Source organism: Pseudomonas sp. S12(2018), assembly GCF_024355235.1.
GTDB lineage: Bacteria > Pseudomonadota > Gammaproteobacteria > Pseudomonadales > Pseudomonadaceae > Aquipseudomonas > Aquipseudomonas palmensis.
Map to the genome: position 1 here is coordinate 154,209 of NZ_QLAD01000006.1, position 23,177 is coordinate 177,385.

Consider the following 23,177-nt stretch of genomic DNA (forward strand, 5'->3'; position numbering starts at 1 on the left):
CCGGCCGTGTCGAGGGTCGGCCCGCTCCTGTGAGAGCGGGCTTGACCCGCATTGTGCTGTTCGTCCTTGCCCCGCTGCTGTTTCTGCTGCCTCCCTGGCAAACCCTGATCGCCGCCCCCAGCCACGCCCTCACCGTCTATGGTGAAGCCCCCCGCTACCGCGCCTCGTTCAGCCATTTCGACTACGTCAACCCGCAAGCCCCGAAAGGTGGAAGCCTGCGTCGCTCGGCGCTGGAAATCGGCGGTTTCGACCATGTGCTGCCCTACATCGACAAGGGCACCGGGGTCAGCGAGGTGGACGGCTGGCTGTATGCACCGCTGGCCATTCGGTCACTGGACGAGCCCTATACCGTGTACGGCCTGATCGCGCAAAAGCTCGAGCGCAGCGCCGATGGGCTGTGGCTGCGCTTCTACATCGACCCGCGTGCGCGTTTTGCCGATGGCCGCCCAGTGCGTGCCGAGGATGTGCGCTTCACCTACCAACTGCTGCTGCGTGAAGGCAACCTCAAGTACCGCACGCAGTTTGCCGACGTGGCTGCTGTGGTGGTCGAGACGCCCCTGCAGGTACGCTTCGACTTCAAGAACAATCAGAACCGTACCCTGGCCCTGGACCTGGCGTCGCTGCCGGTATTGCCCGAGCACGCGCTCGACCAGGATACATTCACCAACGGCGGTGGCTTCCAGGCGCTGGTGGGTAGCGGCCCGTACCGCATCGCACGGGTCGACAACGGGCGCAGCATCACCTTCGAGCGCAACCGCGACTGGTGGGCACGGGACCTGCCGGTCAATCGTGGGCGCTACAACTTCGACCAGCTGAAGATCGAGTATTTCGGCGACACCGACGTGGCACGCCAGGTGCTGCGCGGTGGCGGTTACGATTACAACCGCGAGTTCTCCGCCACCGGCTATTCGATCGGCTACAACGGCCCGGCCCTGGACGACGGGCGCCTGCAACGTGCGCACCTGGCCCGAGGGGCGCCGCAGAATGCCCAGGGCTATGTGTTCAACCTGCAGCGCCCGGTGTTCCAGGACCGGCGCGTGCGCCAGGCACTGGGCCTGCTGTGGGATTTCGAATGGAGCAACCGGCAGATGATGCGCAACCTGTACATCCGCCAGCAGAGCTTTTTCGCCAACAGTGCGCTGGCCGCCCGCGCCCTGCCCGACCGCGCAGAGCTCGCCCTGCTCGAACCCCTGCGTGCACAGGTGCCGGCCGAGGTATTCGACCGGGTGTTCGAGGCGCCGCGCACCGACGGCTCGGGGCTGATCCGTGACAAGCAGCTGCAAGCCCTCGCTCTGCTGCAGCAGGCCGGCTGGCGCCCGCAGGGCGATCAACTGGTCAATGCCCGGGGCGAGCCGCTGAGCTTTACCTTCCTCAATGGCCAGTCGGGCCTGGAGCGCCTGCTGCTGCCGTGGAAACGCAACCTGGCGCAGATCGGCATCACCCTGGACATACGCCGCATCGACGCGGCCCAGTACGTCAACCGGCTGATGGCCCGTGACTACGACATGATCGTCACTGGCTACCCGGTGTCGCCCTCGCCCGGGCTGGAGCTTTACAGCTACTTCGGCTCGGCGGCGGCTACCGACCCTGGCTCGAACAACTACATGGCCCTGCAGGACCCGGCGGTGGACAGCCTGATCGACGGCCTGGTCAAGGCCGCGAGCCCGGCCGATATGCTGCGCCATGCCCATGCGCTGGACCGGGTGCTGCAATGGAACTACTACTGGATCCCCAATTACTACCCGCCCGGCGCCTCCACGGTGTGGTGGAACCGCTTCGGCATCCCCAGGGTGCAAGCCAGCAATGACCCGGCGCTGGACACCTGGTGGGAGGTCAGCCCCACCCCGCTGACCACGGCGCAGATGGCCGAGCGGCTGGAGGCTGCGCCATGACCGCGTACATCCTGCGCCGGCTGCTGCTGATACTGCCCACCCTGCTGATCATTCTGCTGGTGAACTTCGTGATCATCCAGGCGGCACCGGGCGGCCCGGTAGAACAGGCCGTGGCGCGCCTGCAGGGTATCGGCGGCGGTGCGCCGGGGGCCGGCAGCGACACGCTGCACAGCGACTCGCGGGCCAGCCGCGGGCTGGACCCCAAACTGCTGGAGACCATCAGACGCCAGTACGGCTTCGACAAGCCGGCCCACGAGCGGCTGTGGCTGATGCTCACTCGCTACGCCCAGCTGGATTTCGGCAGCAGCTTCTTTCGCGGTGCCAAGGTCACCGACCTGATCCTGGACAAGTTGCCGGTCACCCTCTCACTGGGCCTATGGGCCACCCTGATCACCTACCTGGTGTCGATCCCGCTGGGCATTCGCAAGGCCATACGCCACGGCAGCGCTTTCGATGCCTGGAGCAGTGCGCTGATCGTGATCGGCTACGCGCTGCCAGCGTTTCTGTTCGCACTGTTGCTGATCGTGCTGTTTGCCGGTGGGACCTCGCTCAACTGGTTTCCGGTGCGCGGGCTGGTGTCGGAAAACTTTGCCGAGCTGAGCCTGGCCGGCAAGCTGGCCGACTATTTCTGGCACCTGGTGCTGCCGGTGGGCTCGCTGGTGATCGGCGGTTTCGCCACCCTCACCCTGCTGACCAAGAACGCCTTCCTCAACGAGATCACCCGCCAGTACGTGGTCACCGCGCGGGCCAAGGGCCTGAGCGAGCGTCGGGTGCTGTACGGGCATGTGTTTCGCAACGCGATGCTGCTGGTGGTGGCGGGCATTCCCCAGGCGCTGATCACGGTGTTCTTCGCAGGCTCGCTGCTGATCGAAGTGATCTTCTCGCTCGACGGCCTGGGCCGCATGAGCTACGAGGCGGCGGTGTCGCGGGATTACCCGGTGGTGTTCGGTTCGCTGTTCATCTTCACCCTGTTCGGCCTGTTGATCCGCCTGCTGGGCGACCTGTGCTACACCCTGGTCGACCCGCGTATCGACTTTGCCACGAGGCAACACTGATGCGGCGCCTGTCGCCGTTGTCCAGGCGCCGGCTGGCGAATTTTCGGCGCAATCGCCGCGGCTGGTTCTCGCTGTGGGCGTTCGGGCTGCTGTTGCTGCTCAGCCTGGGGGCGGAGCTGGTGGCCAACGACAAGCCGCTGCTGCTGGGCTACCAGGGCAGCCTGTACTTCCCCGTCTTCAAGCGTTACACCGAACAGCAGTTCGGCGGCCAGTTGCCGTTCCAGCCCGACTACCGCAACCAGTACGTGCGCCAGCTGATCGAGGGCCAGGGTGGCTGGATGCTGTTTGCCCCGATCCCCTTCAGCGCCGACACCCCCAACTACGACCTGCAGGTACCCACCCCCAGCCCACCCACCGCCACCAACTGGCTGGGCACCGACGACCAGGCGCGCGACGTGCTGGCGCGGGTGCTGTACGGCACCCGTGTGTCGATACTGTTCGCCCTGCTGCTGACCGCCATCAGCACCGTGATCGGCGTGGCCGCCGGCGCCCTGCAGGGCTACCACGGCGGCTGGGTGGACCTGATCGGCCAGCGCCTGCTGGAAGTGTGGTCGGGGCTGCCGGTGCTGTACCTGCTGATCATTCTCAGTGGTTTTGTGGAACCCGGCTTCTGGTGGCTGCTGGGAATCATGGTGCTGTTTTCATGGCTGGCACTGGTGGACGTGGTGCGCGCGGAGTTCCTGCGCGGGCGCAACCTGGAATACGTGCAGGCCGCCAGGGCGCTGGGCCTGCCCGACCGGCTGGTGATCGTGCGGCACATTCTGCCCAATGCGATGAACGCCACGCTCACCTACCTTCCGTTCATTCTCACCGGGGCCATCTCGACCCTCACTGCACTGGATTTTCTCGGTTTCGGCATGCCCGCCGGCAGCGCCTCCCTGGGCGAGCTGGTGAACCAGGGCAAACAGAACCTGCAGGCGCCATGGCTGGGGTTTACCGCATTCTTCACCCTGGCGTTGATCCTTTCGCTGCTGGTGTTCATCGGCGACGCATTGCGCGAGGCGTTCGATCCACGGGCATAATCGCAGCCTCATTACGGCGGAGCGGCCCATGCAAGACAGTGACAGCCTCAAGGACTACCAGCGCGTGCGCCAACTGGCGATCCGCTCGCTGTTCGAGATCATCGAGCAATCCAGCGAGGGCACGATCATCGTCGATCGCGATGCACGAATCGTGTGGATGAACCAGCGCTACGCACGGCGCTTTGGCCTGGAGGACGCCAGTGCTGCGATTGGTCAGCCGTGTGAAAGCGTGATCCCCGGCAGCCAGATGCGCGACGTGATCACCCAGGGCCGGCCGATTCTGCTGGACATGCTCGACACGCCCAAGGAGCCGCTGGTGGTGATGCGCCTGCCGATCCACGATGCCGAGGGCGCGGTGATGGGCGCCATCGGCTTTGCCCTGTTCGATGAGTTGCACAGCCTTTCGCCGCTGCTCAAGCGCTATGCCAGCATGCAGCAGGAACTGGCCTCGACCCGTTCGCTGCTGCGTGCGCGCCAGGCCAAGTACAGCTTTGCGCAGTTCATCGGTACCAGCGCCGCAAGCCTTGAGGTCAAACGCCGCGCGCGGCGTGGGGCCAGCAGCGATTCGCCGGTGCTGCTACTGGGTGAGACCGGCACGGGCAAGGAGTTGCTCGCCCATGCCATCCACGCCGCCTCGCCCCGCGCCCACAAGCCGTTTGTCAGCATCAACAGCGCCGCCATCCCGCACGATCTGCTGGAGGCCGAATTCTTCGGCACCGCGCCGGGTGCGTTCACCGGCGCCGACCGCAAGGGCCGGCCGGGCAAGCTGCAGGTGGCCGAAGGCGGCACGCTGTTTCTCGATGAGATCGGCGACATGCCGCTGGCGCTGCAGAGCAAACTGCTGCGCGTGCTGCAGGAAAAGGAATACGAGCCGGTGGGTTCCAACCAGATGCTGCAGAGCGATGTGCGGGTGATTGCTGCCACTTCGCGCGACCTTTCGGCAGCGATGGCCCGCGGGGAGTTTCGCGCCGACCTGTATTACCGCCTGAACGTGCTGCCGATCGAGGTGCCGCCATTGCGTGCCCGGCTCGATGACCTCCCGGCGTTGAGCGAGGCGATTCTGGAGGAGCTGGGCAGCCGCCATGAGCTGCAGGCACCGGCACAGGCGCTGCTGGCCCGACATGCCTGGCCGGGCAACATTCGCGAGCTGCGCAACGTGTTGGAGCGGGCCACGCTGATGGCTGACCAGCAGCAACTGACTGCCGCCCAGGTGCAATCGGCATTGGGCCCGTTGACGCCCCTTACAGTCGACACCGACCCCATAACCGACTACAGGCAGGCGTGCGAAGCATTCGAGCGCCAGTTGCTGGAAAACGCCCTTGCCCGCTGCGCCGGGAATGTGCCGCAAGCCGCACGTGAGCTGGGGTTGGGGCGTTCGACGCTGTACAAGAAGCTGGCGGCTCTGGGGATCAAGTCTCAATAGAGAGACTTGCATCTCAACCTGGAGACGGCCTTGCTGATGAATCGGCACAACGCGGTCATAGACCTGTTTGCGCGGTGTGTCAGGCAGTCCGCATGTGCAGGTTTTGCTGGCGCTGCGCACCAGATCGCGGGGCAAGGCCCGCTCCTACGGCCTGGCGGCCAGAAGCGTAGGAGCCGGCGTTGCCGGCGAACGAGCGCGAAGCGGTCGCAAGGCCCGAACGCGCGATGTATCAGGCAGACCGCATATGCAGGTTTTACTGGCGCTGCGCACCAGATCGCGGGGCAAGGCCCTCTCCTACGGCCTGCCGGCCAGAGGCGTAGGAGCCGGCCTTGCCGGCGAACGGGCGCGAAGCGGTCGTAAAACTAGGGTGCACGGTGTGTCAGGCAGACCCCGTGTGCAGATCCTCCTGCGCTGCAAGCGCACGCACGGCACAGCCAGTCTCAAACCAGAGACAATCATTCGATAAATTCTACTGGAATTAATATTTATTTTTATAAATCAATAGCTTATTAACATGGCACGGTCTTCGCTAAGGGCTGCATCCCAACAAAAACAAGATGCACCCAAGGAGACACTCGATGAGTGTGATCATTGCCCTGGCAGCCCTGGCGCTGCTGATGCTGGCGGCCTACCGTGGCTACAGCGTGATTCTTTTTGCCCCCATCGCCGCCCTCGGCGCGGTGCTGCTTACCGACCCTTCCGCCGTCGCGCCCGCCTTCACCGGGGTGTTCATGGAAAAGATGGTCGGGTTCATCAAGCTCTATTTCCCGGTGTTCCTGCTCGGCGCCGTGTTCGGCAAGCTGATCGAGCTCTCGGGTTTCTCGCGCTCGATCGTGGCTGCCGCCATTCGCCTGCTAGGCACACGCCAGGCCATGCTGGTGATCGTGCTGGTGTGCGCGCTGCTCACCTATGGCGGCGTGTCGCTGTTCGTGGTGGTGTTCGCGGTGTACCCGTTCGCCGCCGAGATGTTTCGCCAGAGCGATATCCCCAAACGTCTGATACCAGCCACCATTGCCCTGGGTGCGTTCTCGTTCACCATGGACGCCCTGCCGGGCACCCCGCAGATCCAGAACATCATCCCCAGCACCTTCTTCAACACCACCGCCTGGGCCGCGCCATGGCTTGGCGTGATCGGTACGCTGTTCGTGTTCAGCACCGGCATGCTGTACCTGCAGCGCCAGCGCAACAAGGCGCAGCGCGCCGGTGAAGGCTACGGCAGCGACTTGCGCAACGAGCCCGAAACCGCCGCCGACCTGACCCTGCCGCACCCGCTGCTGGCGTTGTCGCCACTGCTGCTGGTGGGGGTGATGAACCTGCTGTTCACCCACTGGATCCCGGCGTGGTACGGCAAGACCCACAGCCTGAGCCTGCCCGGCATGAGCGCCCCGGTACAGACCGAAATCGCCAAGCTGACGGCCATCTGGGCAGTCGAGGCCGCCCTGCTGCTGGGCATCCTGCTGGTGCTGGTCAGCGCCTTCGGCGCCATCCGCACGCGCCTGGCAGAGGGCAGCAAGAGCGCGGTCAATGGTGCCCTGCTGGCGGCGATGAACACGGCGTCGGAATACGGTTTCGGCGCGGTGATCGCGTCGCTGCCAGGCTTTCTGGTATTGGCCGATGCGCTGCGCAACATTCCCAACCCGCTGGTCAACGAAGCCATCACCGTGACCCTGCTGGCCGGCATCACCGGCTCGGCATCCGGCGGCATGAGCATTGCGCTGGCGGCCATGGCCGACAGTTTCATCAGTGCGGCGCACGCGGCGAACATTCCGCTGGAGGTGCTGCACCGAGTGGCCGCGATGGCCAGCGGCGGCATGGACACCCTGCCGCACAACGGCGCGGTGATCACCCTGCTGGCGGTGACCGGCCTGACCCACCGCGAAGCCTACAAGGACATCTTCGGCATCACCCTGATCAAGACCCTGGCAGTCTTCGTGGTGATCGCTACCTTCTACGCTACAGGCATTGTCTAAGGAGACTTCCATGAGCCTTGCAGGAAAAGTCGCACTGGTTACCGGTTCCACCAGTGGCATCGGCCTGGGTATCGCCCAGGCATTGGCCGGCGCTGGCGCCGATGTGATTCTCAACGGCTTCGGCGACGCCAGTGCAGCGCTTGCCGAGGTGGGCCGGCATGGCACCCGGGTGGGGCACCACGCGGCAGACCTTGGCAGCGTGGAACAGCTGAGCGACCTGTTTGCCTATGCCGAACGCGAGTTCGGCGGGGTCGATATCCTGGTCAACAACGCCGGCATCCAGCATGTCGCCCCGGTGGAGGCGTTCCCGGTGGAACGCTGGGACGCGATCATCGCGCTCAACCTTTCGGCGGTGTTTCACAGCACCCGCCTGGCACTGCCCGGCATGCGCCAGCGCAACTGGGGGCGGGTGATCAACATCGCCTCGGTGCACGGGCAGGTCGGCTCGGTAGGCAAGGCCGCCTATGTGGCGGCCAAGCACGGGGTGGTCGGGCTGACCAAGGTGGTGGGCCTGGAGACCGCCACCAGCAACGTGACCTGCAACGCCATCTGCCCCGGCTGGGTGCTCACCCCGCTGGTACAGAAGCAGATCGACGATCGCATCGCCAGCGGGGTCGATCCGCAGCAGGCCCAGCAGGACCTGCTGGCCGAAAAGCAGCCCTCGCACGCCTTCGTCACACCGCAACACCTGGGCGAGCTGGTATTGTTTCTGTGTAGCGAAGCCGGCAGCCAGGTACGCGGCGCCGCCTGGAACATCGATGGCGGCTGGCTGGCCCAGTAGCCATCGGCCTGGGGCGCAGGTACCGCTGGCCGGCTACGACTGTCATTTTCAAACCGCAAGGAGCTTTTATGCGACCGCTTTCCCTGACCGCCCTGTTCATGCTGCCCCTGGCTTTCAGCGCCCCTGTTCTCGCAGCCAGCCTCAAGGATGTGGCCCCTTATCCCGAAGCCGAAAACGGCTTTGTGCGCCAGGTGATCCACCTGCCCGAGCAGAAGGACGAGTCGGCATTCAAGGTCGAGGTACTGGCCGGCAAGACCCTCAAGGTGGACTGCAACCTGCAGCGCCTGGGTGGCAACCTCGAAGAGAAGACCCTCGAAGGCTGGGGCTATAGCTACTACCGGCTGGACAAGGTGATGGGCCCTGTCTCTACCCTGATGGGCTGCCCCGACAACAAGAAGATCGACGCCTTCGTGCCGGTGGTCGGCGATGGTTTCCTGCTGCGCTACAACAGCAAGTTGCCGGTGGTGGTCTACACCCCCAAGGACGTGGAAGTGCGCTATCGCATCTGGTCGGCTTCCAGCGACGTGAAACGCGCCACGGTGGAGTAACCCGCCAAGGCGTGGGTTCGGGGCACGGCGCGCCAAGCCGCCCTGCCCCGAATCAGGCATAATCGCCGGTTTTACCCGTAACAGAGGCAACATGAAAGCACAGGCCCGTCACATCCTGGTCAAGACCGCCGAAGAAGCCGAACAGCTCAAGCAGCGCATCGCCAAGGGCGAAGCCTTCGATGTGCTGGCGAAAAAGTACTCCACCTGCCCGTCGGGCAAACGCGGCGGCGACCTGGGCGAAGTACGCCCGGGACAGATGGTGGGCGCCATCGACCAGGTGATTTTCAAGAAGCCGTTGCGGGTGGTACACGGCCCGATCAAGAGCAAATTCGGTTACCACCTGGTGCAGGTGTTCTACCGCGATTGAGCCCTCTGCCCTGATCGACAGGCGTGCCATCGGTCAGGCGTTTTTGCGCCAATGTGCACATTTCCGATGACCACCTATCATTTCTGCCAGTTGCGACCGCCGTCGCAGCCCTGTATCGCTTGGGCCGATCGCTAGCCCAAGGAGGACGAAATGAGCCCGCCCAGCCGCGTTGCCCTGGCGTGCCTGCCGTTGCTGAGCCCGTGGGCCCTGACAAGTCAGGCGGACTGCACCTTCGCCCCTACCGGCGGCAACGATCGTTATGTCTGCGACAGCGGCATTGGCACCTCCCTTGTCGACCCTGGCGGTGACAACACGCTGATACTGCCGGCCGGGGGCAGCGGCACCCTCACCGGCAGCGTGACCTTCGGCCCCGGCGCCGACCGCGTCGAGATGGCGTCGGGCATCATCACCGGCGTGCTCGATCAGGGCGCGGGCATCGACACCTTCATCATGACCGGCGGGCAGTTGCAGGCCTTGCAGCAGGGCAACGGCCGCGACCTGTTCCAGATGAGCGGCGGACGCATCATCGGCGCCTTCGAAGATGGTGATGTGGCCTACATGAGCGGCGGGCGCATCGGGCGCGTCGACATGAAGCTGGACCGCAACCTGTTCGACATGTCCGGCGGCATCATCGACGCCAACCTGGTCACAGGCTTTGACCGCGACACGGTCATCGTCAGTGGCGGACGCATCGGCGGCAACATCAGCGTCAGCGGCGGCGACGACAGCGTGACCATCAGCGGTGGCGAGGTGGTGGGCAATGTGCTGCTCAGCTTCGGCGACGACAGCTTCACCTGGCGCGACGACGGCATCGTGCGCGGTGCGGTGCTGATGGGCGACGGCAGCGACCAGGCGCTGCTGGCCAACCTCGACGAAAGCCGCCTGGGGCTGGTGCGTCAGGTGGACGGCGGCCTGGGCAGCGACAGCCTGGTACTGGACCATACCCGCAGCAGCCTGGGCGCGCGCTATACCGGTTGGGAGCGCATGGCCCTGACCAACGCCTCGGTCTTCAACCTGGATGACCACCTGGTTCTTGGAGACCAGGGCACAGGTACCGGCACCTTGCTGATCGATGCCACCAGCCAGCTGGTGGCGCGCACCGGCCGGGTGACGGCGTTTGCCGGCGGCACACCGGTGAGCGTGAACAACGCCGGGCTCATCGACCTCAGCACCGGCGCCAATGCGCTGGGCCGCCTGACCCTCGACGGGAATTACGCAGGCAGCAACGGCGTGCTCAAGGTCGACAGCGTGCTCGAAGGCGACGGCGCCGCCTCCGACCGGCTGGTGGTCAACCAGGGCTCGCTGGCCGGCAGCACCGCCCTGCAGGTGAACAACCTGGGCGGCAGCGGCGCGCTGACAGCGGCCGATGGCATCCAGGTGGTCGAGGCCGGCCCTGGCACCACCAGCACCAGCACGGCGTTCAGCCTTGGCCAGCCCTTGTCGGCCGGGGCCTACCAGTACTACCTGTTCAAGGGCGGGGTCAGCGCTGGCAGCGAGAACAGCTGGTACCTGCGCTCGAGCGTGGTCGCGCCCCCGGTATCGGCGCCGCCCCTGCCCGGCCAGCCACCGCCACCGGTGGTGCCGGCGCCCGTGGCCGCCCCGGGTACCCCGCCACTGCCCACCCCGGTCGCCGGGCAGGCCATCGTGCTGTACCGCGCCGAAGTGCCGGTGTACGCGGTGGCCAGCCGCGCCGCGGCCATCATCAGCCTGTCGACCCTGGGCACCTTCCACCAGCGCCAGGGCGAGCAACGCCTGCTCGACGAACAAGGCCCGGTGGCCGCCGGGTGGGCCCGCACCTTTGGCGAGCACCTGCGCCAGCAGTGGTCCGGCACGGTGTCGCCAAGCCTGGACGGCAACCTGAGCGGTTTCGAGGTGGGCCATGACCTGTATGCGACGCACACCGACGGCGGTTATCGCCAGCACGCCGGGGTGTATGTCAGCCATAGCCGGCTCGATGGCGATGTCAAAGGCTTCGCGCTGGGTTTCGAAGACAATGCGGTGGGCGATGTCCGCCTCGATGGCGACAGTGTCGGCGCCTACTGGACGCTGATCGGTCCCGGGCAGTGGTACGTGGACACAGTGCTGCAGTACACCGATCTGGACGGCCGCGCCCGCTCCGATCGCGGCGTGAAGCTCGATCTGGATGGGCATGCCCTGGCGGCCTCGGTGGAGGCCGGCTATCCGCTGGCATTGAGCGCGCGCTGGGTGGTCGAGCCCCAGGTGCAGGTGATCGCCCGCAAGGTCGACTTCGATACGCGCAGCGATGGCATTTCAACGGTCACCCAGGACAGCCAGACCAACTGGACCGGTCGCGTTGGCGCACGAATCAAGGGCAGCTACCTGGCCGGCAGCGTGCCGCTGGAGCCCTACCTGCGCAGCAATGTATGGCGCAGCAGTGGCGGGCGCGACACCCTGCGGTTCGACGGGGGCGAGCCGATCAGGACTGATCAGGCCGCCACCTGGATGGACGTGGGCGCCGGCCTGGACGCCCGGCTGAGCCCCGCCGTGGCGGTGTACGGCGCAATGACCTACAGCGCCAACCTTGATAGCCGCCAGCAGGAATCGATTGGCGGCACCCTGGGGCTGCGCATCAGCTGGTAGGGCTCAGGCCCGGCGTGCGGCGAGCAGGCCGAACCCCGCCAGGCCCAGCAACGATGCGCTGACCCGGTTGAACAGCCGACGCGGTGCAGGCTGGTTGAACCAGCGCTGCATGTACGCCCCCAGCCAGCCGTAGATGGCGATGGCCAGCCACTCCAGTACCAGGAACATCGCCCCCAGCACGGCGAACTGCTCGGCCACCGGCGTGGCGCTTGTCACACTGACGAACTGGGGCAGGAACGCGGTGAAGATCAGGATGGCCTTGGGGTTGCCGGCTGCCACCAGGAACTCCTGACGCGCCAGGCGCAGGGTACCCACGCCGCGTGCACCGACCTGCGCGGCCTCGCCGACCGGTGCGCGCCACAACTGCCAGGCGATGTAGAACAGGTAGCCGGCGCCCAGCACCTTGACCAGCAGGAACAGGTATTCACTGGTATGCAGCACCACCGCCAGGCCCATGGCGGCCAGTACGATCATGCCGGCAAACGCCAGCAGGCGGCCGGCGCCAGCCAGGCAGGCCGTGCGCAGGCCGTAGCGGCTGGCGTTGTTCAGCGACAGCAGGTTGTTGGGGCCAGGGGCCATGTTCAGGGCGAAACAGGCCGGGATGAATAACGCGAGGGTGGTCAGGTCCATGAGGGGCTCCGGTGGCTGGGGCAACGAGTTTCAAATGCCCTGCCGGCCAGCGTCAAGTCATGTATGATCGCGCGCTTCTCGAAATCTGCCAGGAGGCGACCATGCGCCAGAACAGCGTGGGCAGCGGCCATATGATGGTCTTGCTGATGGCTGGCTTCCTGTTGATTCTGGGTGCACTGGCGATGGCCCTGCTGAACCTGCAAGACCTGCAGGCGGGCAGCGTGACCAGTATGGTCAGCAACCGTATCCGGCCAGTCCACCACGTGACCCATACGCTGCGTGACAACCCCGACGCGTTTCATGCCGCGATCCTGTTCAAGATGGTGTTCAGTGGCCTGATGCTGCTGGTTGGCATCGCGTTGGCATGGGTATCGATACGCCAGCTCAGGCGAACCCCCACCAAGCCCAACGGTGACCCGTGGTGGTTCATCTAGGCGTCTGCAGTAACTCAAGGCTGGCAAGATCAAGCAGGCTGAAGTGTCCGCTTGCCCAGCCGCCGGTATCGAGGTGCCAGACATTGCCCAGCACCATCACCTCGCGCAGCGTGGTGTGCCCGACGATCAGCGCACGCAAGCCCTGAACCTCGCCAGTGTCGCCCTGCTGCAAGCGTCGCCGCGACCATTGGCACACTTCCTGAACATCGGCTGAAGGTTCGCCTGCCAGGTGCTCGCACAGTGTCTGCCAATGCGCGAACGGGCAGTCGGCGTGCAGCAGGCCGACCAGGCCTTCAGGGGTTTGCAGCTCCAGCGCCAGGGGCATCTGTTCGAAGGCGGCCACAAAGCGGGCCTGGGCCTGCGCATCCAGGTCGAGAAACCAGCCGCCACCACTGGCGCGGTACATCGCCTGGTCCAGCCAGTGGCCCCGCACGTGGGCAATGGCCAACGCTTCATGATTGCCTTGCACCGCGTGAAACCAGGGTTGATCGAGCCATGCCAGCGCCTGTTCGCTGTCGGGCCCACGGTCGACCAGGTCGCCCACGCTGAAAAGCCGATCGATGGCCGGATCGAACCCGACGGCATCCAGTGCCTGCTGCAGGCGCTGGAAGTGCCCATGGACATCGCCCACCGCGATATCGCGGCCACGACGGTTGGCCCGTACCTGCACCCTGGCGCTCATGCTGTGCCTCCCCTCTTCTGTTGCCGATGGTGTCGCCTGCTAGAATGCACCCATTTGAACGCAATCAGCCCATCCGAGGTATCCATGGGTATCAAGAAGTCCTCCGCAGAACTCAAACGTGACCTGAAGCTGGTCGCCACCGACCTTGAGCGTACCGCCGGTGAAATCAGCAAGCTGGCCGAGCGCATCAAGGACGTCGACGTGGTGGCGGTGCTGCACCTGATGAACCGCCTGTACCGGGACTCGGACAAGCTCAAGGCCTATGCCGACGAGGTCAAGGACGGGCGCATCGTGCGCGGCAAACCCGATTGAGGCTGGGGGGGCCAACTGCCGGCGCACTGCTACACTTAATTCGCCGAAGGGAGGAATGCGCCATGTCCGACAAAGAGATCACCACCCTGCTGACCCTGATCAACCACCGTCAGGACCGCCTGGCCGTGGCCTGCAAGGAGATCGCCGACTGGATCGACCGCCAGGGCGATGTACCGGTGGCGGGCAAGATCCGCGACACCCTCAAGGCCGTCGAAGCCGACGAGGTGCTGGTGAAGAAGACCCTGACCTCCCTCACCCTGGACCGACCGCTGCCGCGTTTTCGCTAGCCGCTGACAGGCAGGCGCATCGCCCGTTCCGATGGAATTGTTGTCGCAATATCAATATGATAGCGGCCTGTCGCACGCCGTTCGTGCGACAGTGGACAATGACTCGGGAAGGATTACTCGTGAAAGATTTTGTTATCAGCGTCAACAACGTGGTGCTGTACGTGGCACTGGCCGTCATCTGGATTTCCGGCCTGTTCATGTTCAGCCAGAGCTTCCTGGCTGGCCTGGGCACATTGATTGTCGGTACGCTGACCTGGTGCATCGTTTCCGGCTTCTGGTTCGTCCAGTCGGCCACCTACGAAGAACTGCGCAAGCTCAACAACAAGCCCTGACGCCCCGGCGTAGCGCTTGACCCACTGCCCCGCGGCGTTGCCCGGGGCAGTTCTGTTTCAGGGCCCTGCTGCCCGCCCCCACCCCGCAACCTGCTGTAACGCAACCGGTCGCCCCCTCGCGACATCCGGTGGAATCCCTGCCGCCCTGGCCTGTCGGAAGCTGTGCAACGCCCTTCATACCCATGAACACTGCGAGGCAGGCAATGACCAATCAAACACTGCAAAACGAAGTACTCACCCGGCTGTACCACGCCCACCCGAACGGGTTGGGCAAGGAAGTGCTGGACAACTTCGAAGGCGAAAAGGCGGTGGCCGAGACGCTCAAGCAACTGCAGGACAAGGGGTTGATCCAGGACGGTGCGGTCACCGTTGGGGCCGACGATGAACCGTCAGTGCGTTACCCGATCAAGCTCAGTGCGGCGGGTGTGACCGCGGCCAAGGCAGCCGGCGGCTGATTGCACGGCTGATTGCAAAAAGGCCCGGCATTGCGCCGGGCCTTTGTTTGCGGCTACTCGCCAAGAAGCGGTGGCTTGCGTGGTTCTGGCCCGCCCTTGGGCGCCTTGGCCGGGCCTACCGGATCCACCTGCGGGTCATCCAGGTCTGGCGAATCGGGATCAAAGTCCAGCGTGTCCCGTTCAGAGGCGTGCTCGGATGAATGCGGTCCTTCTGGTTTGTGCTGATTACCGGTCATCAATACCTCCACGTCGTCGAATGGGGCCAGGCATCCGGGTGTCTGCCAGCGATCCCCCCAGCCCCCTGGCAGACGCCCCTGCGCTCAATCATTGGGCAGCGGCATGTCTTCGTCATCGGGCACGCCATCACCGCTGGCCGGGTCTTTCCAGTCCTCGGGACGATCTGGCGTGAACACCGGTGGGCGTGCCAGCGGATCGACGTCTTCGGGAGCCGTCGTCGGTTGGGTGGGGTCTTGGGCTTGGGCAGTCACTTGGTCAGTCATGGAACACCTCGCCAGCAAAGGCCCGGAACATCCGGGCCCTGTCAGTTGGAGGTCAGGCCGGGGCCAGGGTGCAGCACACGCGACGAATGGTGAAGCCGGCAGGGCTATGGGTCTTCGGGCTGGTCATCGTCATCGTCGAGCAGACCCCAGGCATCATCGTCCTCGTCATCCTCATCCATACCGCCCGCCTCTGGCTCGGGGGCAATGTATTGATCGTGAAATTCGTGGTCGAGCAGGTGGTCGTGCTCGGGTTCGTGGATATCGTCGTCATCGTGCATGGAACGGGCTCGCCGGCGGTTCTGGTAAGCGCGTATTTAACCAGACTTTGAAGGGGCGCCGCGCGCCCCTTCACAGCTGAGCCCGCTCCTGCAGAACGGTGCAGGAGACGGGCTGCAACGGCTACTTGGTAGCCCAGGCGTTGAACCGCTCCTCCAGTTCGTCACCATGATCGACCCAGAACTCGACGTTCATCGACAGCGCCCCTTGAAGGTTCTGCGGCGAGGTCGGCACCCAGCTGGCCAGCGACGGGTCCAGCTTTGCCGCGGCCTGGGTGTTGGTCGGGCCGTAGGGAATCTGCTGTACATAGCGCACCTGCGCTGCCGGGTCGTTGGTGTAGGCGATCAGCCGCTTGGCCTGGTCGACATGTTTGGAGCCCTTGATGATGGCCCAGTAGTCCATGCCGTACAGGCTGCCGGGCCATACCACCGCCAACGGCGCACCGGCCTGCGCGGCACTGGCGATGCGCCCGCTGTAGGTGGAGGTCATCACCACGTCACCCGCCGTCAGCCACTGCGCCGGCTGGGCGCCTGCCTCCCACCACTGGATGTTGGGCTTGAGCTCGCTCAGCTTGGCAAAGGCGCGGTCCACGCCCTCGGGGGTGGCCAGTACCTTGTAGACGTCCTCGACCTTGACGCCGTCGGCCAGCAGTGCGAACTCCAGGTTGTACACCGCACGCTTCCTCAGGCCGCGCTTGCCCGGGTATTTGTTCACGTCCCAGAAGTCGGCCCAGGAGGTGGGCGCCTGGGCCAGTTTGTCGCGGTCATAGGCGATCGCCACGCTCCACACCAGCGCCGCCGAGCCGCACGCCTGGGCAGCGTCCGGGATCAGCTCGTCGGCATGCCCCAGCTGCTTCCAGTCGAGGGGTTCGTACATGCCTTCGTCGCACCCGCGCATCAAGTCAGGCCCTTCGATCTGCACCACATCCCAGTCCACATTGCCAGTGTCGACCATGACCTTGATGCGGGCCATTTCACCGTTGTACTCGCTCTGTATCAGCTTGCTCTTGTCCTGGGCACTGAACGGCTGGAAGAACGCCACGTCCTGGGCCTTCTGCCCGGCACCGCCATAACCCACCACGACCATCTGCGGAGCTGCCTGGGCACTGCCCAGGCCCAGGGCAAGCAGCACTGCATACAGGCCTGGTTTACGCGGGAACGCTTTCATCGATGGATCCTCCTGCGGGTACCACTCGGCCTGGCGCCGGTGTGGTCCACTTTCTTGTTTTTGTGAGGTAAGCCCCTGCACTGGGGTGACTCGACGCTAATCAAACCCAAGTAAAAAAACAAGTTGATTTTTTACTGTCGGTACACTTTCATAGAAAAATAATAACAACACCCCCGCTGGAGCCTGACCACCATGTCGACCGCCTTCGCGCACCTGTTCACCCCGTTGCAGATCCGTGGCAAGCGCCTCAAGAACCGCATCATGTCCAGCGGCCACGACACCTCGATGCCCACCGACAACCTGGTCAACGAACAGCTGATCGCCTATCACCAGGCCCGGGCCGAAGGTGGTGTGGGGCTGATCGTGCTGCAGGTGGCCGGCGTACACGACAGCGCCCGCTACACCTCCCACGTGCTGATGGCCACCGATGACGCCTGCATCGAGGGGTATCGCCGGCTGGTCGAGACCTGCCATGCCCACGGCACCGTGGTGCTGTCGCAGATCTTTCACCCGGGGCGCGAGATCATGGAGTCCAGCGACGGCTTGCTGGCGGTGGCCTACTCGGCCTCGGCGGTGCCCAACGAACGATTCCGGGTGATGCCGCGCGAGCTTGACCAAGGCATGATCGACGAGATAGTGGCCGGCTATGCCGCGGCGGCGCGGCGCCTGCATCAGGCGGGCGTGGACGGCGTGGAGGTGGTGGCCAGCCACGGGTACCTGCCCGCCCAGTTCATCAACCCACGGGTCAACCGGCGTAGCGACGGCTACAACGGCGACCTTGAACATCGTTTGCGCTTTGTGCGCGAGGTCATCGCCGCGGTGCGTGCCAGCACCGACGAACACTTCATCATTGGCCTGCGCATCAGCGCCGATGAACGCGACGCCGAGGGCCTGAGCGAAGATGAATCGCTCGGCGCGGTGAAGGCCCTGCAGGGGCAACTGGACTATGTGCATATTGTGGCCGGCACCTCGGCGTCCCTGGGCGGCGCGGTGCATATCGTGCCGCCGATGGCCATCGAGGCCGCCTATCTGGCCCGCGAGGCGGGCACCTTCAAGGCCAGCCTGGACATTCCGCTGTTCGTTACCGGGCGCATCAACCAGCCCCAGGAGGCCGAGCTGATACTTGCCCGCGGCCAGGCCGACGTGTGTGGCATGACCCGCGCGCTGATCTGCGACCCGCAGATGCCGAACAAGACCGACAGCGGCCGGGCCGAAGACGTGCGTGCCTGCATCGCCTGCAACCAGGCCTGTATCGGGCACTTCCACAAGGGCCTGCCGATTTCGTGCATCCAGCATCCGGAGACCGGGCGCGAGCGGCAGTTCGGCCAACTGCAGCCTGCCACGCTGCGCAAGAAGGTGATGGTGGTGGGCGGCGGCCCGGCCGGCATGAAGGCTGCCGCAGTAGCGGCGGCCCGTGGTCATCAGGTCACCCTGTATGAGGCTGCCGCCCAACTGGGTGGCCAGGTGCTGCTGGCGCAACTGCTGCCACGGCGCAGCGAATTCGGCGGTGCCAGCACCAACTTGCAACGCGAGATGCAGTTGGCCGGCGTGGAGGTGGTGCGCAATACCCGGGTCGACCGCGCGCTGGTCGCGCGCGAGCAGCCGGATGCCGTGATCGTCGCCACCGGTGCCGCGCCCTACTGGCCGGCGTTCGAGCGCGGCGGCGAGTTGCAGGTGGTCGACGCCTGGCAGGTGCTGCGCGAGCAGGTACAGGTCGGTCGCTCGGTGATGGTGATGGACTGGCGCTGCGACTGGATCGGGCCGGGCATCGCCGAACGCCTGACCCGCGCCGGGCATCAGGTGCAACTGGCGGTCAACGGTACCCACTGTGGCGAGAGCCTGCCGTTGTATGTGCGTGACCAGATGGCCGGCGAGCTGCACAAGCTGGGCATCCCGATCACGCCCTATGCGCGGCTGTATGGCTGCGACGACAGCAGCGTCTACCTGCAGCACACCGCCAGCGGCGAGGCGATGATCTTCGAAGGCATCGACACCCTGGTGCTGTGCCACGGCCATCACCCGGTCGACACCCTGGCCGGCGAGATCCAGGACCTGGCCGCAGTACACCGCATTGGCGATTGCCTGGCGGCACGTACCGCCGAGGAAGCCATCTATGAAGGCCTTAAAGTCGCCGCGAGCCTGTGAGGCTGTTTATACTCCGGGCCTTTGCAGGGCTGATCGGATAACGCCATGAGCAACAACAGCAAGCTGCCGCCCACCGCCGAGGACGGCAGCGCCGCGCCGCACTTTCTGGGCACGCGCATTCGCGGGCTTCGCAAGCGTCGCGGCATGACCCTGACCGAGCTTGCGCAACAGAGCGAGCTGACCGCCGGCTATATCAGCCAGCTGGAACGCAACCTGTCGTACCCCTCGATACCGGCACTGTTCAATATCGCCCGCAGCCTGGGCGTGACCATCCAGTGGTTCTTCGCCAGCGAGGCGGTCACCGCCCCCGAGGACAGCGGCTACGTGGTGCGCCGGCAGAGCCGACTGAGCGTGCATTACGAAGACGGCATCGTCGACCAGTTGCTCACCCCGCAACCCAACCGCGAACTGGAGATGCTCCATTCGCGCTTTCCGCCAGGCACCTACAGCCAGCAGAGCTACAGCCATGAGGGCGAAGAAGCCGGGTACGTGCTGTCCGGCCGCTTCGAACTGTGGGTGGGGGATCGCCATTTCGAACTCGGTGAAGGCGACAGCTTCAGCTTCTCCAGCCAGGAGCCGCACAAGTACGGCAACCCGGGTGAAGTGGATGCGGTGGTGATCTGGGTGATCACCCCGCCCACCTTCTGAGCTCTGCGCCCCAAGCCTCGGCTGACTGGGGCGCACGCTCGCTCAAGCTAGTTGTTGGGGGGTTGCCGAGGCGCCGGCTCCGCAGGGGGCGTGTCGGGCTTTTGCATCTGCAGGGAAGACTTGCTGCGATCGGTATCCTTGTCGACATGCTCGGGCTCGTTGAAGCACCCTTGCAGCATCGACAGGCTGGCGACCAGCAACGCCAACGCGGTCAGTTTCATGACGCTAACCTCCAGGCACTGCCGGCATTGGCAACGCCCCTCAGTGGAAGATAAAGGCATTGGCTTCCTTCACCAGCTCGCGCCACTCGCGACTGCTGATGATGCCCGCCACCTCGAGTGCATCGGCGGCCATCAACGCCTTGTCGTAACGCTGCTCGGCGTCCAGTGACGCATGCTCGTGGACCAACGCCTGTCGCCAGTTCTGCAACGCCTGCCTTTTGTCCGTGTCGTTCATCGTCACCTCTCCTCTACGACTGGAACGGTGCGTACTGCATTGCCAATGGCCAGCGCCTGCGCACTGGCCAGCGGGCATTCACTCAGGGTTGGGCTGCATCACCGCCATGTGCGCTGGCAAGTGCCCTGGCCTTGGTCAGATGCTCTTTCAGCGTGGGCAGGGTTTTCTCGGCGAACGCCTTGAGCTCGGCATCGGTGCCGTCCTTCACATAGTTCTCGAACAGCTCGATGGTGGCCTCGTGCGCCTTGACCTGGTTGTTGGCATAGGCCTGGTCGAACGACTTGGCGCTACGCAGCTCCAGAATCATCGCCTTGGCCTTGTCCACCAGCATGGCATCATCCGAGACTTCCAGCTTTTTGCTGGCAGCGATGGCCTTGAGCTTCTCGTTGGCTGCGGTATGGTCCTTGACCATCATGTCGGCAAAGGCCTTCACGTCGCTGGCGCTGCCCTTCTCCTGGGCCAGCTTGCCGGCTTCCACTTCGGCGATGCCTTTGGCCGAGGCGTCTTCCACGAAATCGTCGGCGTCCTGGGCCGCGTGTACCGCGCCTGCCAGGGTAAACGCCAGCGCAAAAGCGCTGCTTCGCAACAGGGTATTCATCATGAAATCCTCGTTCTGTTTTTCGGGAACTGCGTTTGAGGTACCGCTGTTCATGTGAGCGCGTGGCGGCGTGGGTGGTTCATCTTTTTTGCCTGGCCTGTTTGCGGTCGTCGATACACGGGCAAAAAAATTGAATTAGCCCGACACCCGCCCGGTCCAGACCTATGAACGCAGTAAATCTGACGAGGTAACAGCAATGACTATCGAAGCAGAGACACTCGTACAACTGACCGACGCCCTGCGCAAACGCGGCCTGACCCGCGTCTCGGACATCACCTTCATGCGCGCGCCCTACCGGCACAATCACCGCTGGACCTGCACGGTGAAATAGCAATCATTCAGACCAATCCCGTAATTTTCACAAGCCTTTCACATTCGAAGGCTTATGGTTGACCCAGCTCCTAGTAGAAACCTTTAAGCCCGCTCCCCCCCATCGCGGGCTTTTCTTTGTCTGGGATTTGGGTTGTCACAGGCAGGCTGATGACCGAGCCGCCTTTTGTTCAACGCACACAAAAGCGCTCGACCTCATGATTGCCGAGGCGAGCGCTGTTGCGTCCTGAGTGTAAATGTCAGGGATCAAGTCGCTGGTGCAATTCAAATCCCCTCGAATTTGAACGGTGTTGACTCTTCGAAGCGGGCGGACACTTCGCCGGCATACACGTTTGCCTGGTTCGGCCCCAGGTCCAGCTTCTTCACCTTGCCGGTTTTCTGGCTGAGGTCCAGCTTCTTCAAGTCAACCCAGAACGTATTGGGCGTGACTGCGGACTCGAAAAAATACTGCTTGTGTTTATGGTCCGCCACGGTGCGCCAGCGCGTGGATGAGATATTGGGCTGATCTGGCGTTGTAATGCCGTACGGCACCGAGACGTTGCGAATCACACTGAACACACTGGCCAGTGACAGCCGCGCATCCTCATGCTTGGGCACGGCATTTACGTAGAAGGACGCACGCGCAAAGCGATCAGGCGAGCGGTTGGTGCCAGGCAACATCTGTGTTCCGTCAATGCCTTGCCAATAAGCATACATTTCCAACTGCTCGTCGAACTTCGGCGAGTTCGTCATCACTTGATATTTTCTGTCGTGGTGAATGACTTGCTTGCCATCGATATATTCAACGATTGCGCTATCACCCGAGGCATCGGACATTGAAAGGTGGAGCGTTGCCAGGCGGGTTTCCTTCGGAACCTTGGATGTCACCACATGAAACGGTTCGGCCTTGAGCGCCTCGACCGCTTCAGCCACGGTCTTGAAGTTATCCAATACGTACTGAGCCCATGCCGAGATACTGAGCCCTGGCTTGCCCTGTTCGAGTGCTGGATATTCTGATTCCACCAGCCACAGCAGGTTTGCAGACAACCCGGCTTCGTTGATGCCGTCGGTGGTGGAAGTATCGTAGCCGGACGCAATGACACTGCCGTACTTCGACGTCCAGGTAACCGAATTGGGGCCTGCCTCACCGTGGCGCTTCATGCCCTGGGGGAACACCCACAGGTTGGTTTCCACATCCTTCGCCCAGTCCATTGAGCGTGCCGTTATGATCTGTTGGTTATCTCCAAGAAAAACCAGCCGCGTGCAGGCGTGCACCACGGGTATCGATGAACAGAAACCGACCAGGGCCAGTGCAATTCCTTTTGCTGCGGGTGAAAGTTTCATTCCTTTGATTTCCTTGACCAAACTGATTATCAACACGCGCGAGCCCAGGCCTTCAAGCGAACGTGCAAGCACCTGGCTCGGTAATGACAAATAGTGTTTGATCGTCAATGACGACAAACATCAGCCAATAAAGCACGGACATATCAGAAATCAAGATTTGAGGGGACAAACAGCGTTCGCTTACAAGTACCGCAGCCTTGGCTTACCCCACTTGGGTCGATTCGGTCTTTTTCCATTTTGTGGTTGCACGGGCTATCGCAGCGATTGCACATGTGTTCGCCAGCGTCGACACTGCTGCCCGGGGCCGCACGCCAAAGATGGAAGCCGACGCTTGCCTCGCAACCGGATTGAAAGGAATCAAGAGCATGAATGATCGAAAGCCAGTCACCCTGGCTCAGCTTGAAGCTGAAACCGAAACGTTCTTTGGCATGCACTGGAACACCGACGTGCTCGGCATTCAACCGCCTGCCTGGCATGTCTGGCGGGAGTTCAAGGGGTCTGTACCGAACTATCAGTTGGGGGGCTGTTATGCGCTGTTTGCCGGGGACGATCTTGAGTACATCGGCCTGGGCGCCAGCCGAGGGGGTGGATTGTATTGTGATCATGGGATATCACGCCGGCTGAGCTCACATGTGTACCGCCTGGACAAGGAGCGCGGCCCGGGCTGGTTGAAGCTGCGCCCAGGTTGGGAGTCCATAACCTCGATACACACCATAGGCTTCGAGGCGCGGCACAGCCACTTGGCTTCAGCGCTTGAGGCCTATCTGATTCGTGCATTTGAAGGTCGGTCGCGCAATGCTCGTCGCTAATGGTTCATGCGAACGCCAGAGCAAGTGGGTCGAGATATGGCCTCTACCTGCCCGGATGGATCGGCTCCTCCTTGGATTTGGGGCGCTGCACAAGCTGTCGACTGTCATTGGCCGGCATCTACACTCACCTCTTG

The 23,177-nt window shown here is 63.9% G+C and carries 28 protein-coding genes; 18 read left to right on the forward strand and 10 right to left on the reverse strand.

Annotated features, from left to right (window positions below):
• Positions 1-50 precede the first annotated feature (50 nt).
• The 9 genes from DN388_RS15645 to DN388_RS15685 all read left to right on the forward strand — a co-directional run bounded on the left by DN388_RS15645 (position 51) and on the right by DN388_RS15685 (position 11,659).
• Positions 51-1,892: an extracellular solute-binding protein gene (locus DN388_RS15645; protein WP_255001314.1), complete on the forward strand. Its 1,842-nt coding sequence runs from the start codon at positions 51-53 to the stop codon at positions 1,890-1,892.
• Positions 1,889-2,947 carry a microcin C ABC transporter permease YejB gene (gene yejB / locus DN388_RS15650; protein ID WP_043860172.1) on the forward strand — a complete coding sequence of 353 codons (1,059 nt, stop codon included), beginning with the start codon at positions 1,889-1,891 and terminating at the stop codon, positions 2,945-2,947. Before DN388_RS15645 ends, yejB begins: the two co-directional genes overlap by 4 nt.
• On the forward strand, positions 2,947-3,969 hold the full coding sequence (locus DN388_RS15655) for an ABC transporter permease (protein ID WP_255001016.1): 1,023 nt from the start codon (positions 2,947-2,949) through the stop codon (positions 3,967-3,969). Before yejB ends, DN388_RS15655 begins: the two co-directional genes overlap by 1 nt.
• A gap of 28 nt (positions 3,970-3,997) precedes the next feature.
• Positions 3,998-5,392: a sigma-54-dependent Fis family transcriptional regulator gene (locus DN388_RS15660; RefSeq protein WP_058540164.1), complete on the forward strand. Its 1,395-nt coding sequence runs from the start codon at positions 3,998-4,000 to the stop codon at positions 5,390-5,392.
• A gap of 578 nt (positions 5,393-5,970) precedes the next feature.
• The gene (locus DN388_RS15665) at positions 5,971-7,362 is read left to right on the forward strand and encodes a GntP family permease (protein WP_255001019.1); all 1,392 of its coding nucleotides are present in this window, start codon (positions 5,971-5,973) and stop codon (positions 7,360-7,362) included.
• 10 nt (positions 7,363-7,372) lie between these two features.
• Entirely contained in the window at positions 7,373-8,143 is a 771-nt protein-coding gene (gene hbdH, locus DN388_RS15670; protein WP_104572437.1) for a 3-hydroxybutyrate dehydrogenase, read from the forward strand.
• A gap of 68 nt (positions 8,144-8,211) precedes the next feature.
• A complete protein-coding gene (gene eco, locus DN388_RS15675) occupies positions 8,212-8,691 on the forward strand; it encodes a serine protease inhibitor ecotin (protein ID WP_078480411.1) in 480 nt (159 codons plus the stop codon).
• 91 nt (positions 8,692-8,782) lie between these two features.
• A complete protein-coding gene (locus tag DN388_RS15680) occupies positions 8,783-9,058 on the forward strand; it encodes a peptidylprolyl isomerase (RefSeq protein WP_038611202.1) in 276 nt (91 codons plus the stop codon).
• Between the two features lie 150 nt (positions 9,059-9,208).
• Positions 9,209-11,659, forward strand: a complete 2,451-nt coding sequence (locus tag DN388_RS15685) for an autotransporter outer membrane beta-barrel domain-containing protein (RefSeq protein ID WP_255001029.1) — start codon at positions 9,209-9,211, stop codon at positions 11,657-11,659.
• A gap of 3 nt (positions 11,660-11,662) precedes the next feature.
• On the opposite strand, the gene DN388_RS15690 is transcribed toward DN388_RS15685, so the two are convergent.
• Positions 11,663-12,289 carry a LysE family translocator gene (locus DN388_RS15690; protein ID WP_043861489.1) on the reverse strand — a complete coding sequence of 209 codons (627 nt, stop codon included), beginning with the start codon at positions 12,287-12,289 and terminating at the stop codon, positions 11,663-11,665.
• A 101-nt stretch (positions 12,290-12,390) separates the two neighbouring features.
• On the opposite strand from DN388_RS15690, the gene DN388_RS15695 reads away from it, so the two are divergent.
• Entirely contained in the window at positions 12,391-12,723 is a 333-nt protein-coding gene (locus DN388_RS15695; RefSeq protein ID WP_196932254.1) for a hypothetical protein, read from the forward strand.
• On the opposite strand, the gene DN388_RS15700 is transcribed toward DN388_RS15695, so the two are convergent.
• Entirely contained in the window at positions 12,716-13,405 is a 690-nt protein-coding gene (locus DN388_RS15700; RefSeq protein WP_255001035.1) for a metallophosphoesterase, read from the reverse strand. The genes DN388_RS15695 and DN388_RS15700 overlap by 8 nt on opposite strands.
• Before the next feature lie 84 nt (positions 13,406-13,489).
• On the opposite strand from DN388_RS15700, the gene DN388_RS15705 reads away from it, so the two are divergent.
• The 4 genes from DN388_RS15705 (at position 13,490) to DN388_RS15720 (ending at position 14,791) form a co-directional block, all read left to right on the forward strand.
• On the forward strand, positions 13,490-13,717 hold the full coding sequence (locus DN388_RS15705) for a hypothetical protein (protein WP_043861486.1): 228 nt from the start codon (positions 13,490-13,492) through the stop codon (positions 13,715-13,717).
• Positions 13,718-13,779: 62 nt separating this feature from the next.
• Complete coding sequence (locus DN388_RS15710) at positions 13,780-14,004, forward strand: hypothetical protein (protein WP_043861485.1); 225 nt, start codon at positions 13,780-13,782, stop codon at positions 14,002-14,004.
• 119 nt (positions 14,005-14,123) lie between these two features.
• On the forward strand, positions 14,124-14,336 hold the full coding sequence (locus DN388_RS15715; RefSeq protein ID WP_043861484.1) for a hypothetical protein: 213 nt from the start codon (positions 14,124-14,126) through the stop codon (positions 14,334-14,336).
• Between the two features lie 203 nt (positions 14,337-14,539).
• Positions 14,540-14,791, forward strand: a complete 252-nt coding sequence (locus tag DN388_RS15720; protein WP_043861483.1) for a hypothetical protein — start codon at positions 14,540-14,542, stop codon at positions 14,789-14,791.
• Positions 14,792-14,844: 53 nt separating this feature from the next.
• On the opposite strand, the gene DN388_RS15725 is transcribed toward DN388_RS15720, so the two are convergent.
• The 4 genes from DN388_RS15725 to DN388_RS15740 all read right to left on the reverse strand — a co-directional run bounded on the left by DN388_RS15725 (position 14,845) and on the right by DN388_RS15740 (position 16,734).
• Positions 14,845-15,027 carry a DUF6021 family protein gene (locus tag DN388_RS15725; RefSeq protein ID WP_078480403.1) on the reverse strand — a complete coding sequence of 61 codons (183 nt, stop codon included), beginning with the start codon at positions 15,025-15,027 and terminating at the stop codon, positions 14,845-14,847.
• Positions 15,028-15,111: 84 nt separating this feature from the next.
• Positions 15,112-15,291 carry a hypothetical protein gene (locus DN388_RS15730; RefSeq protein WP_080922870.1) on the reverse strand — a complete coding sequence of 60 codons (180 nt, stop codon included), beginning with the start codon at positions 15,289-15,291 and terminating at the stop codon, positions 15,112-15,114.
• A 104-nt stretch (positions 15,292-15,395) separates the two neighbouring features.
• Positions 15,396-15,569: a hypothetical protein gene (locus tag DN388_RS15735; RefSeq protein ID WP_167400190.1), complete on the reverse strand. Its 174-nt coding sequence runs from the start codon at positions 15,567-15,569 to the stop codon at positions 15,396-15,398.
• 121 nt (positions 15,570-15,690) lie between these two features.
• Positions 15,691-16,734 (reverse strand): ABC transporter substrate-binding protein, encoded by a 1,044-nt coding sequence (locus tag DN388_RS15740; RefSeq protein WP_054914548.1) that lies wholly within the window; start codon positions 16,732-16,734, stop codon positions 15,691-15,693.
• Between the two features lie 192 nt (positions 16,735-16,926).
• Here DN388_RS15740 and DN388_RS15745 point away from each other — a divergent pair, with 192 nt between their 5' ends.
• Both DN388_RS15745 and DN388_RS15750 read left to right on the forward strand, forming a co-directional pair.
• On the forward strand, positions 16,927-18,879 hold the full coding sequence (locus tag DN388_RS15745) for an FAD-dependent oxidoreductase (protein WP_255001043.1): 1,953 nt from the start codon (positions 16,927-16,929) through the stop codon (positions 18,877-18,879).
• Positions 18,880-18,924: 45 nt separating this feature from the next.
• Positions 18,925-19,527: a helix-turn-helix domain-containing protein gene (locus tag DN388_RS15750; RefSeq protein WP_043861479.1), complete on the forward strand. Its 603-nt coding sequence runs from the start codon at positions 18,925-18,927 to the stop codon at positions 19,525-19,527.
• A 47-nt stretch (positions 19,528-19,574) separates the two neighbouring features.
• Here the strand turns inward: DN388_RS15750 and DN388_RS15755 are convergent, their stop codons facing one another.
• The 3 genes from DN388_RS15755 to DN388_RS15765 form a co-directional block, all read right to left on the reverse strand.
• A complete protein-coding gene (locus DN388_RS15755; protein WP_167400191.1) occupies positions 19,575-19,748 on the reverse strand; it encodes a hypothetical protein in 174 nt (57 codons plus the stop codon).
• 40 nt (positions 19,749-19,788) lie between these two features.
• Positions 19,789-19,983: a hypothetical protein gene (locus tag DN388_RS15760; protein ID WP_054914550.1), complete on the reverse strand. Its 195-nt coding sequence runs from the start codon at positions 19,981-19,983 to the stop codon at positions 19,789-19,791.
• 82 nt (positions 19,984-20,065) lie between these two features.
• Entirely contained in the window at positions 20,066-20,581 is a 516-nt protein-coding gene (locus DN388_RS15765) for a DUF4142 domain-containing protein (protein ID WP_210014535.1), read from the reverse strand.
• A 196-nt stretch (positions 20,582-20,777) separates the two neighbouring features.
• On the opposite strand from DN388_RS15765, the gene DN388_RS15770 reads away from it, so the two are divergent.
• A complete protein-coding gene (locus tag DN388_RS15770) occupies positions 20,778-20,912 on the forward strand; it encodes a hypothetical protein (RefSeq protein ID WP_255001044.1) in 135 nt (44 codons plus the stop codon).
• A gap of 263 nt (positions 20,913-21,175) precedes the next feature.
• On the opposite strand, the gene DN388_RS15775 is transcribed toward DN388_RS15770, so the two are convergent.
• On the reverse strand, positions 21,176-22,234 hold the full coding sequence (locus tag DN388_RS15775) for a linear amide C-N hydrolase (protein WP_255001045.1): 1,059 nt from the start codon (positions 22,232-22,234) through the stop codon (positions 21,176-21,178).
• A 197-nt stretch (positions 22,235-22,431) separates the two neighbouring features.
• On the opposite strand from DN388_RS15775, the gene DN388_RS15780 reads away from it, so the two are divergent.
• Positions 22,432-23,043 carry a hypothetical protein gene (locus tag DN388_RS15780; RefSeq protein WP_148071529.1) on the forward strand — a complete coding sequence of 204 codons (612 nt, stop codon included), beginning with the start codon at positions 22,432-22,434 and terminating at the stop codon, positions 23,041-23,043.
• The last annotated feature ends 134 nt before the right edge of the window (positions 23,044-23,177 follow it).

Excerpts from the sequence above, each read along its gene's own strand:
- DN388_RS15680 (WP_038611202.1), top strand. The coding sequence starts at position 8,783 with ATGAAAGCACAGGCCCGTCACATCCTGGTCAAGACCGCCGAAGAAGCC.
- DN388_RS15700 (WP_255001035.1), bottom strand. The coding sequence starts at position 13,405 with ATGAGCGCCAGGGTGCAGGTACGGGCCAACCGTCGTGGCCGCGATATC.
- hbdH (WP_104572437.1), top strand. The coding sequence starts at position 7,373 with ATGAGCCTTGCAGGAAAAGTCGCACTGGTTACCGGTTCCACCAGTGGC.
- DN388_RS15755 (WP_167400191.1), bottom strand. The coding sequence starts at position 19,748 with ATGAAACTGACCGCGTTGGCGTTGCTGGTCGCCAGCCTGTCGATGCTG.
- DN388_RS15665 (WP_255001019.1), top strand. The coding sequence starts at position 5,971 with ATGAGTGTGATCATTGCCCTGGCAGCCCTGGCGCTGCTGATGCTGGCG.
- yejB (WP_043860172.1), top strand. The coding sequence starts at position 1,889 with ATGACCGCGTACATCCTGCGCCGGCTGCTGCTGATACTGCCCACCCTG.
- eco (WP_078480411.1), top strand. The coding sequence starts at position 8,212 with ATGCGACCGCTTTCCCTGACCGCCCTGTTCATGCTGCCCCTGGCTTTC.
- DN388_RS15685 (WP_255001029.1), top strand. The coding sequence starts at position 9,209 with ATGAGCCCGCCCAGCCGCGTTGCCCTGGCGTGCCTGCCGTTGCTGAGC.
- DN388_RS15765 (WP_210014535.1), bottom strand. The coding sequence starts at position 20,581 with ATGAATACCCTGTTGCGAAGCAGCGCTTTTGCGCTGGCGTTTACCCTG.
- DN388_RS15745 (WP_255001043.1), top strand. The coding sequence starts at position 16,927 with ATGTCGACCGCCTTCGCGCACCTGTTCACCCCGTTGCAGATCCGTGGC.
- DN388_RS15690 (WP_043861489.1), bottom strand. The coding sequence starts at position 12,289 with ATGGACCTGACCACCCTCGCGTTATTCATCCCGGCCTGTTTCGCCCTG.
- DN388_RS15750 (WP_043861479.1), top strand. The coding sequence starts at position 18,925 with ATGAGCAACAACAGCAAGCTGCCGCCCACCGCCGAGGACGGCAGCGCC.
- DN388_RS15695 (WP_196932254.1), top strand. The coding sequence starts at position 12,391 with ATGCGCCAGAACAGCGTGGGCAGCGGCCATATGATGGTCTTGCTGATG.
- DN388_RS15775 (WP_255001045.1), bottom strand. The coding sequence starts at position 22,234 with ATGAAACTTTCACCCGCAGCAAAAGGAATTGCACTGGCCCTGGTCGGT.
- DN388_RS15740 (WP_054914548.1), bottom strand. The coding sequence starts at position 16,734 with ATGAAAGCGTTCCCGCGTAAACCAGGCCTGTATGCAGTGCTGCTTGCC.
- DN388_RS15730 (WP_080922870.1), bottom strand. The coding sequence starts at position 15,291 with ATGACTGACCAAGTGACTGCCCAAGCCCAAGACCCCACCCAACCGACG.
- DN388_RS15720 (WP_043861483.1), top strand. The coding sequence starts at position 14,540 with ATGACCAATCAAACACTGCAAAACGAAGTACTCACCCGGCTGTACCAC.
- DN388_RS15710 (WP_043861485.1), top strand. The coding sequence starts at position 13,780 with ATGTCCGACAAAGAGATCACCACCCTGCTGACCCTGATCAACCACCGT.
- DN388_RS15725 (WP_078480403.1), bottom strand. The coding sequence starts at position 15,027 with ATGACCGGTAATCAGCACAAACCAGAAGGACCGCATTCATCCGAGCAC.
- DN388_RS15660 (WP_058540164.1), top strand. The coding sequence starts at position 3,998 with ATGCAAGACAGTGACAGCCTCAAGGACTACCAGCGCGTGCGCCAACTG.
- DN388_RS15735 (WP_167400190.1), bottom strand. The coding sequence starts at position 15,569 with ATGCACGATGACGACGATATCCACGAACCCGAGCACGACCACCTGCTC.
- DN388_RS15705 (WP_043861486.1), top strand. The coding sequence starts at position 13,490 with ATGGGTATCAAGAAGTCCTCCGCAGAACTCAAACGTGACCTGAAGCTG.
- DN388_RS15770 (WP_255001044.1), top strand. The coding sequence starts at position 20,778 with ATGACTATCGAAGCAGAGACACTCGTACAACTGACCGACGCCCTGCGC.
- DN388_RS15760 (WP_054914550.1), bottom strand. The coding sequence starts at position 19,983 with ATGAACGACACGGACAAAAGGCAGGCGTTGCAGAACTGGCGACAGGCG.
- DN388_RS15655 (WP_255001016.1), top strand. The coding sequence starts at position 2,947 with ATGCGGCGCCTGTCGCCGTTGTCCAGGCGCCGGCTGGCGAATTTTCGG.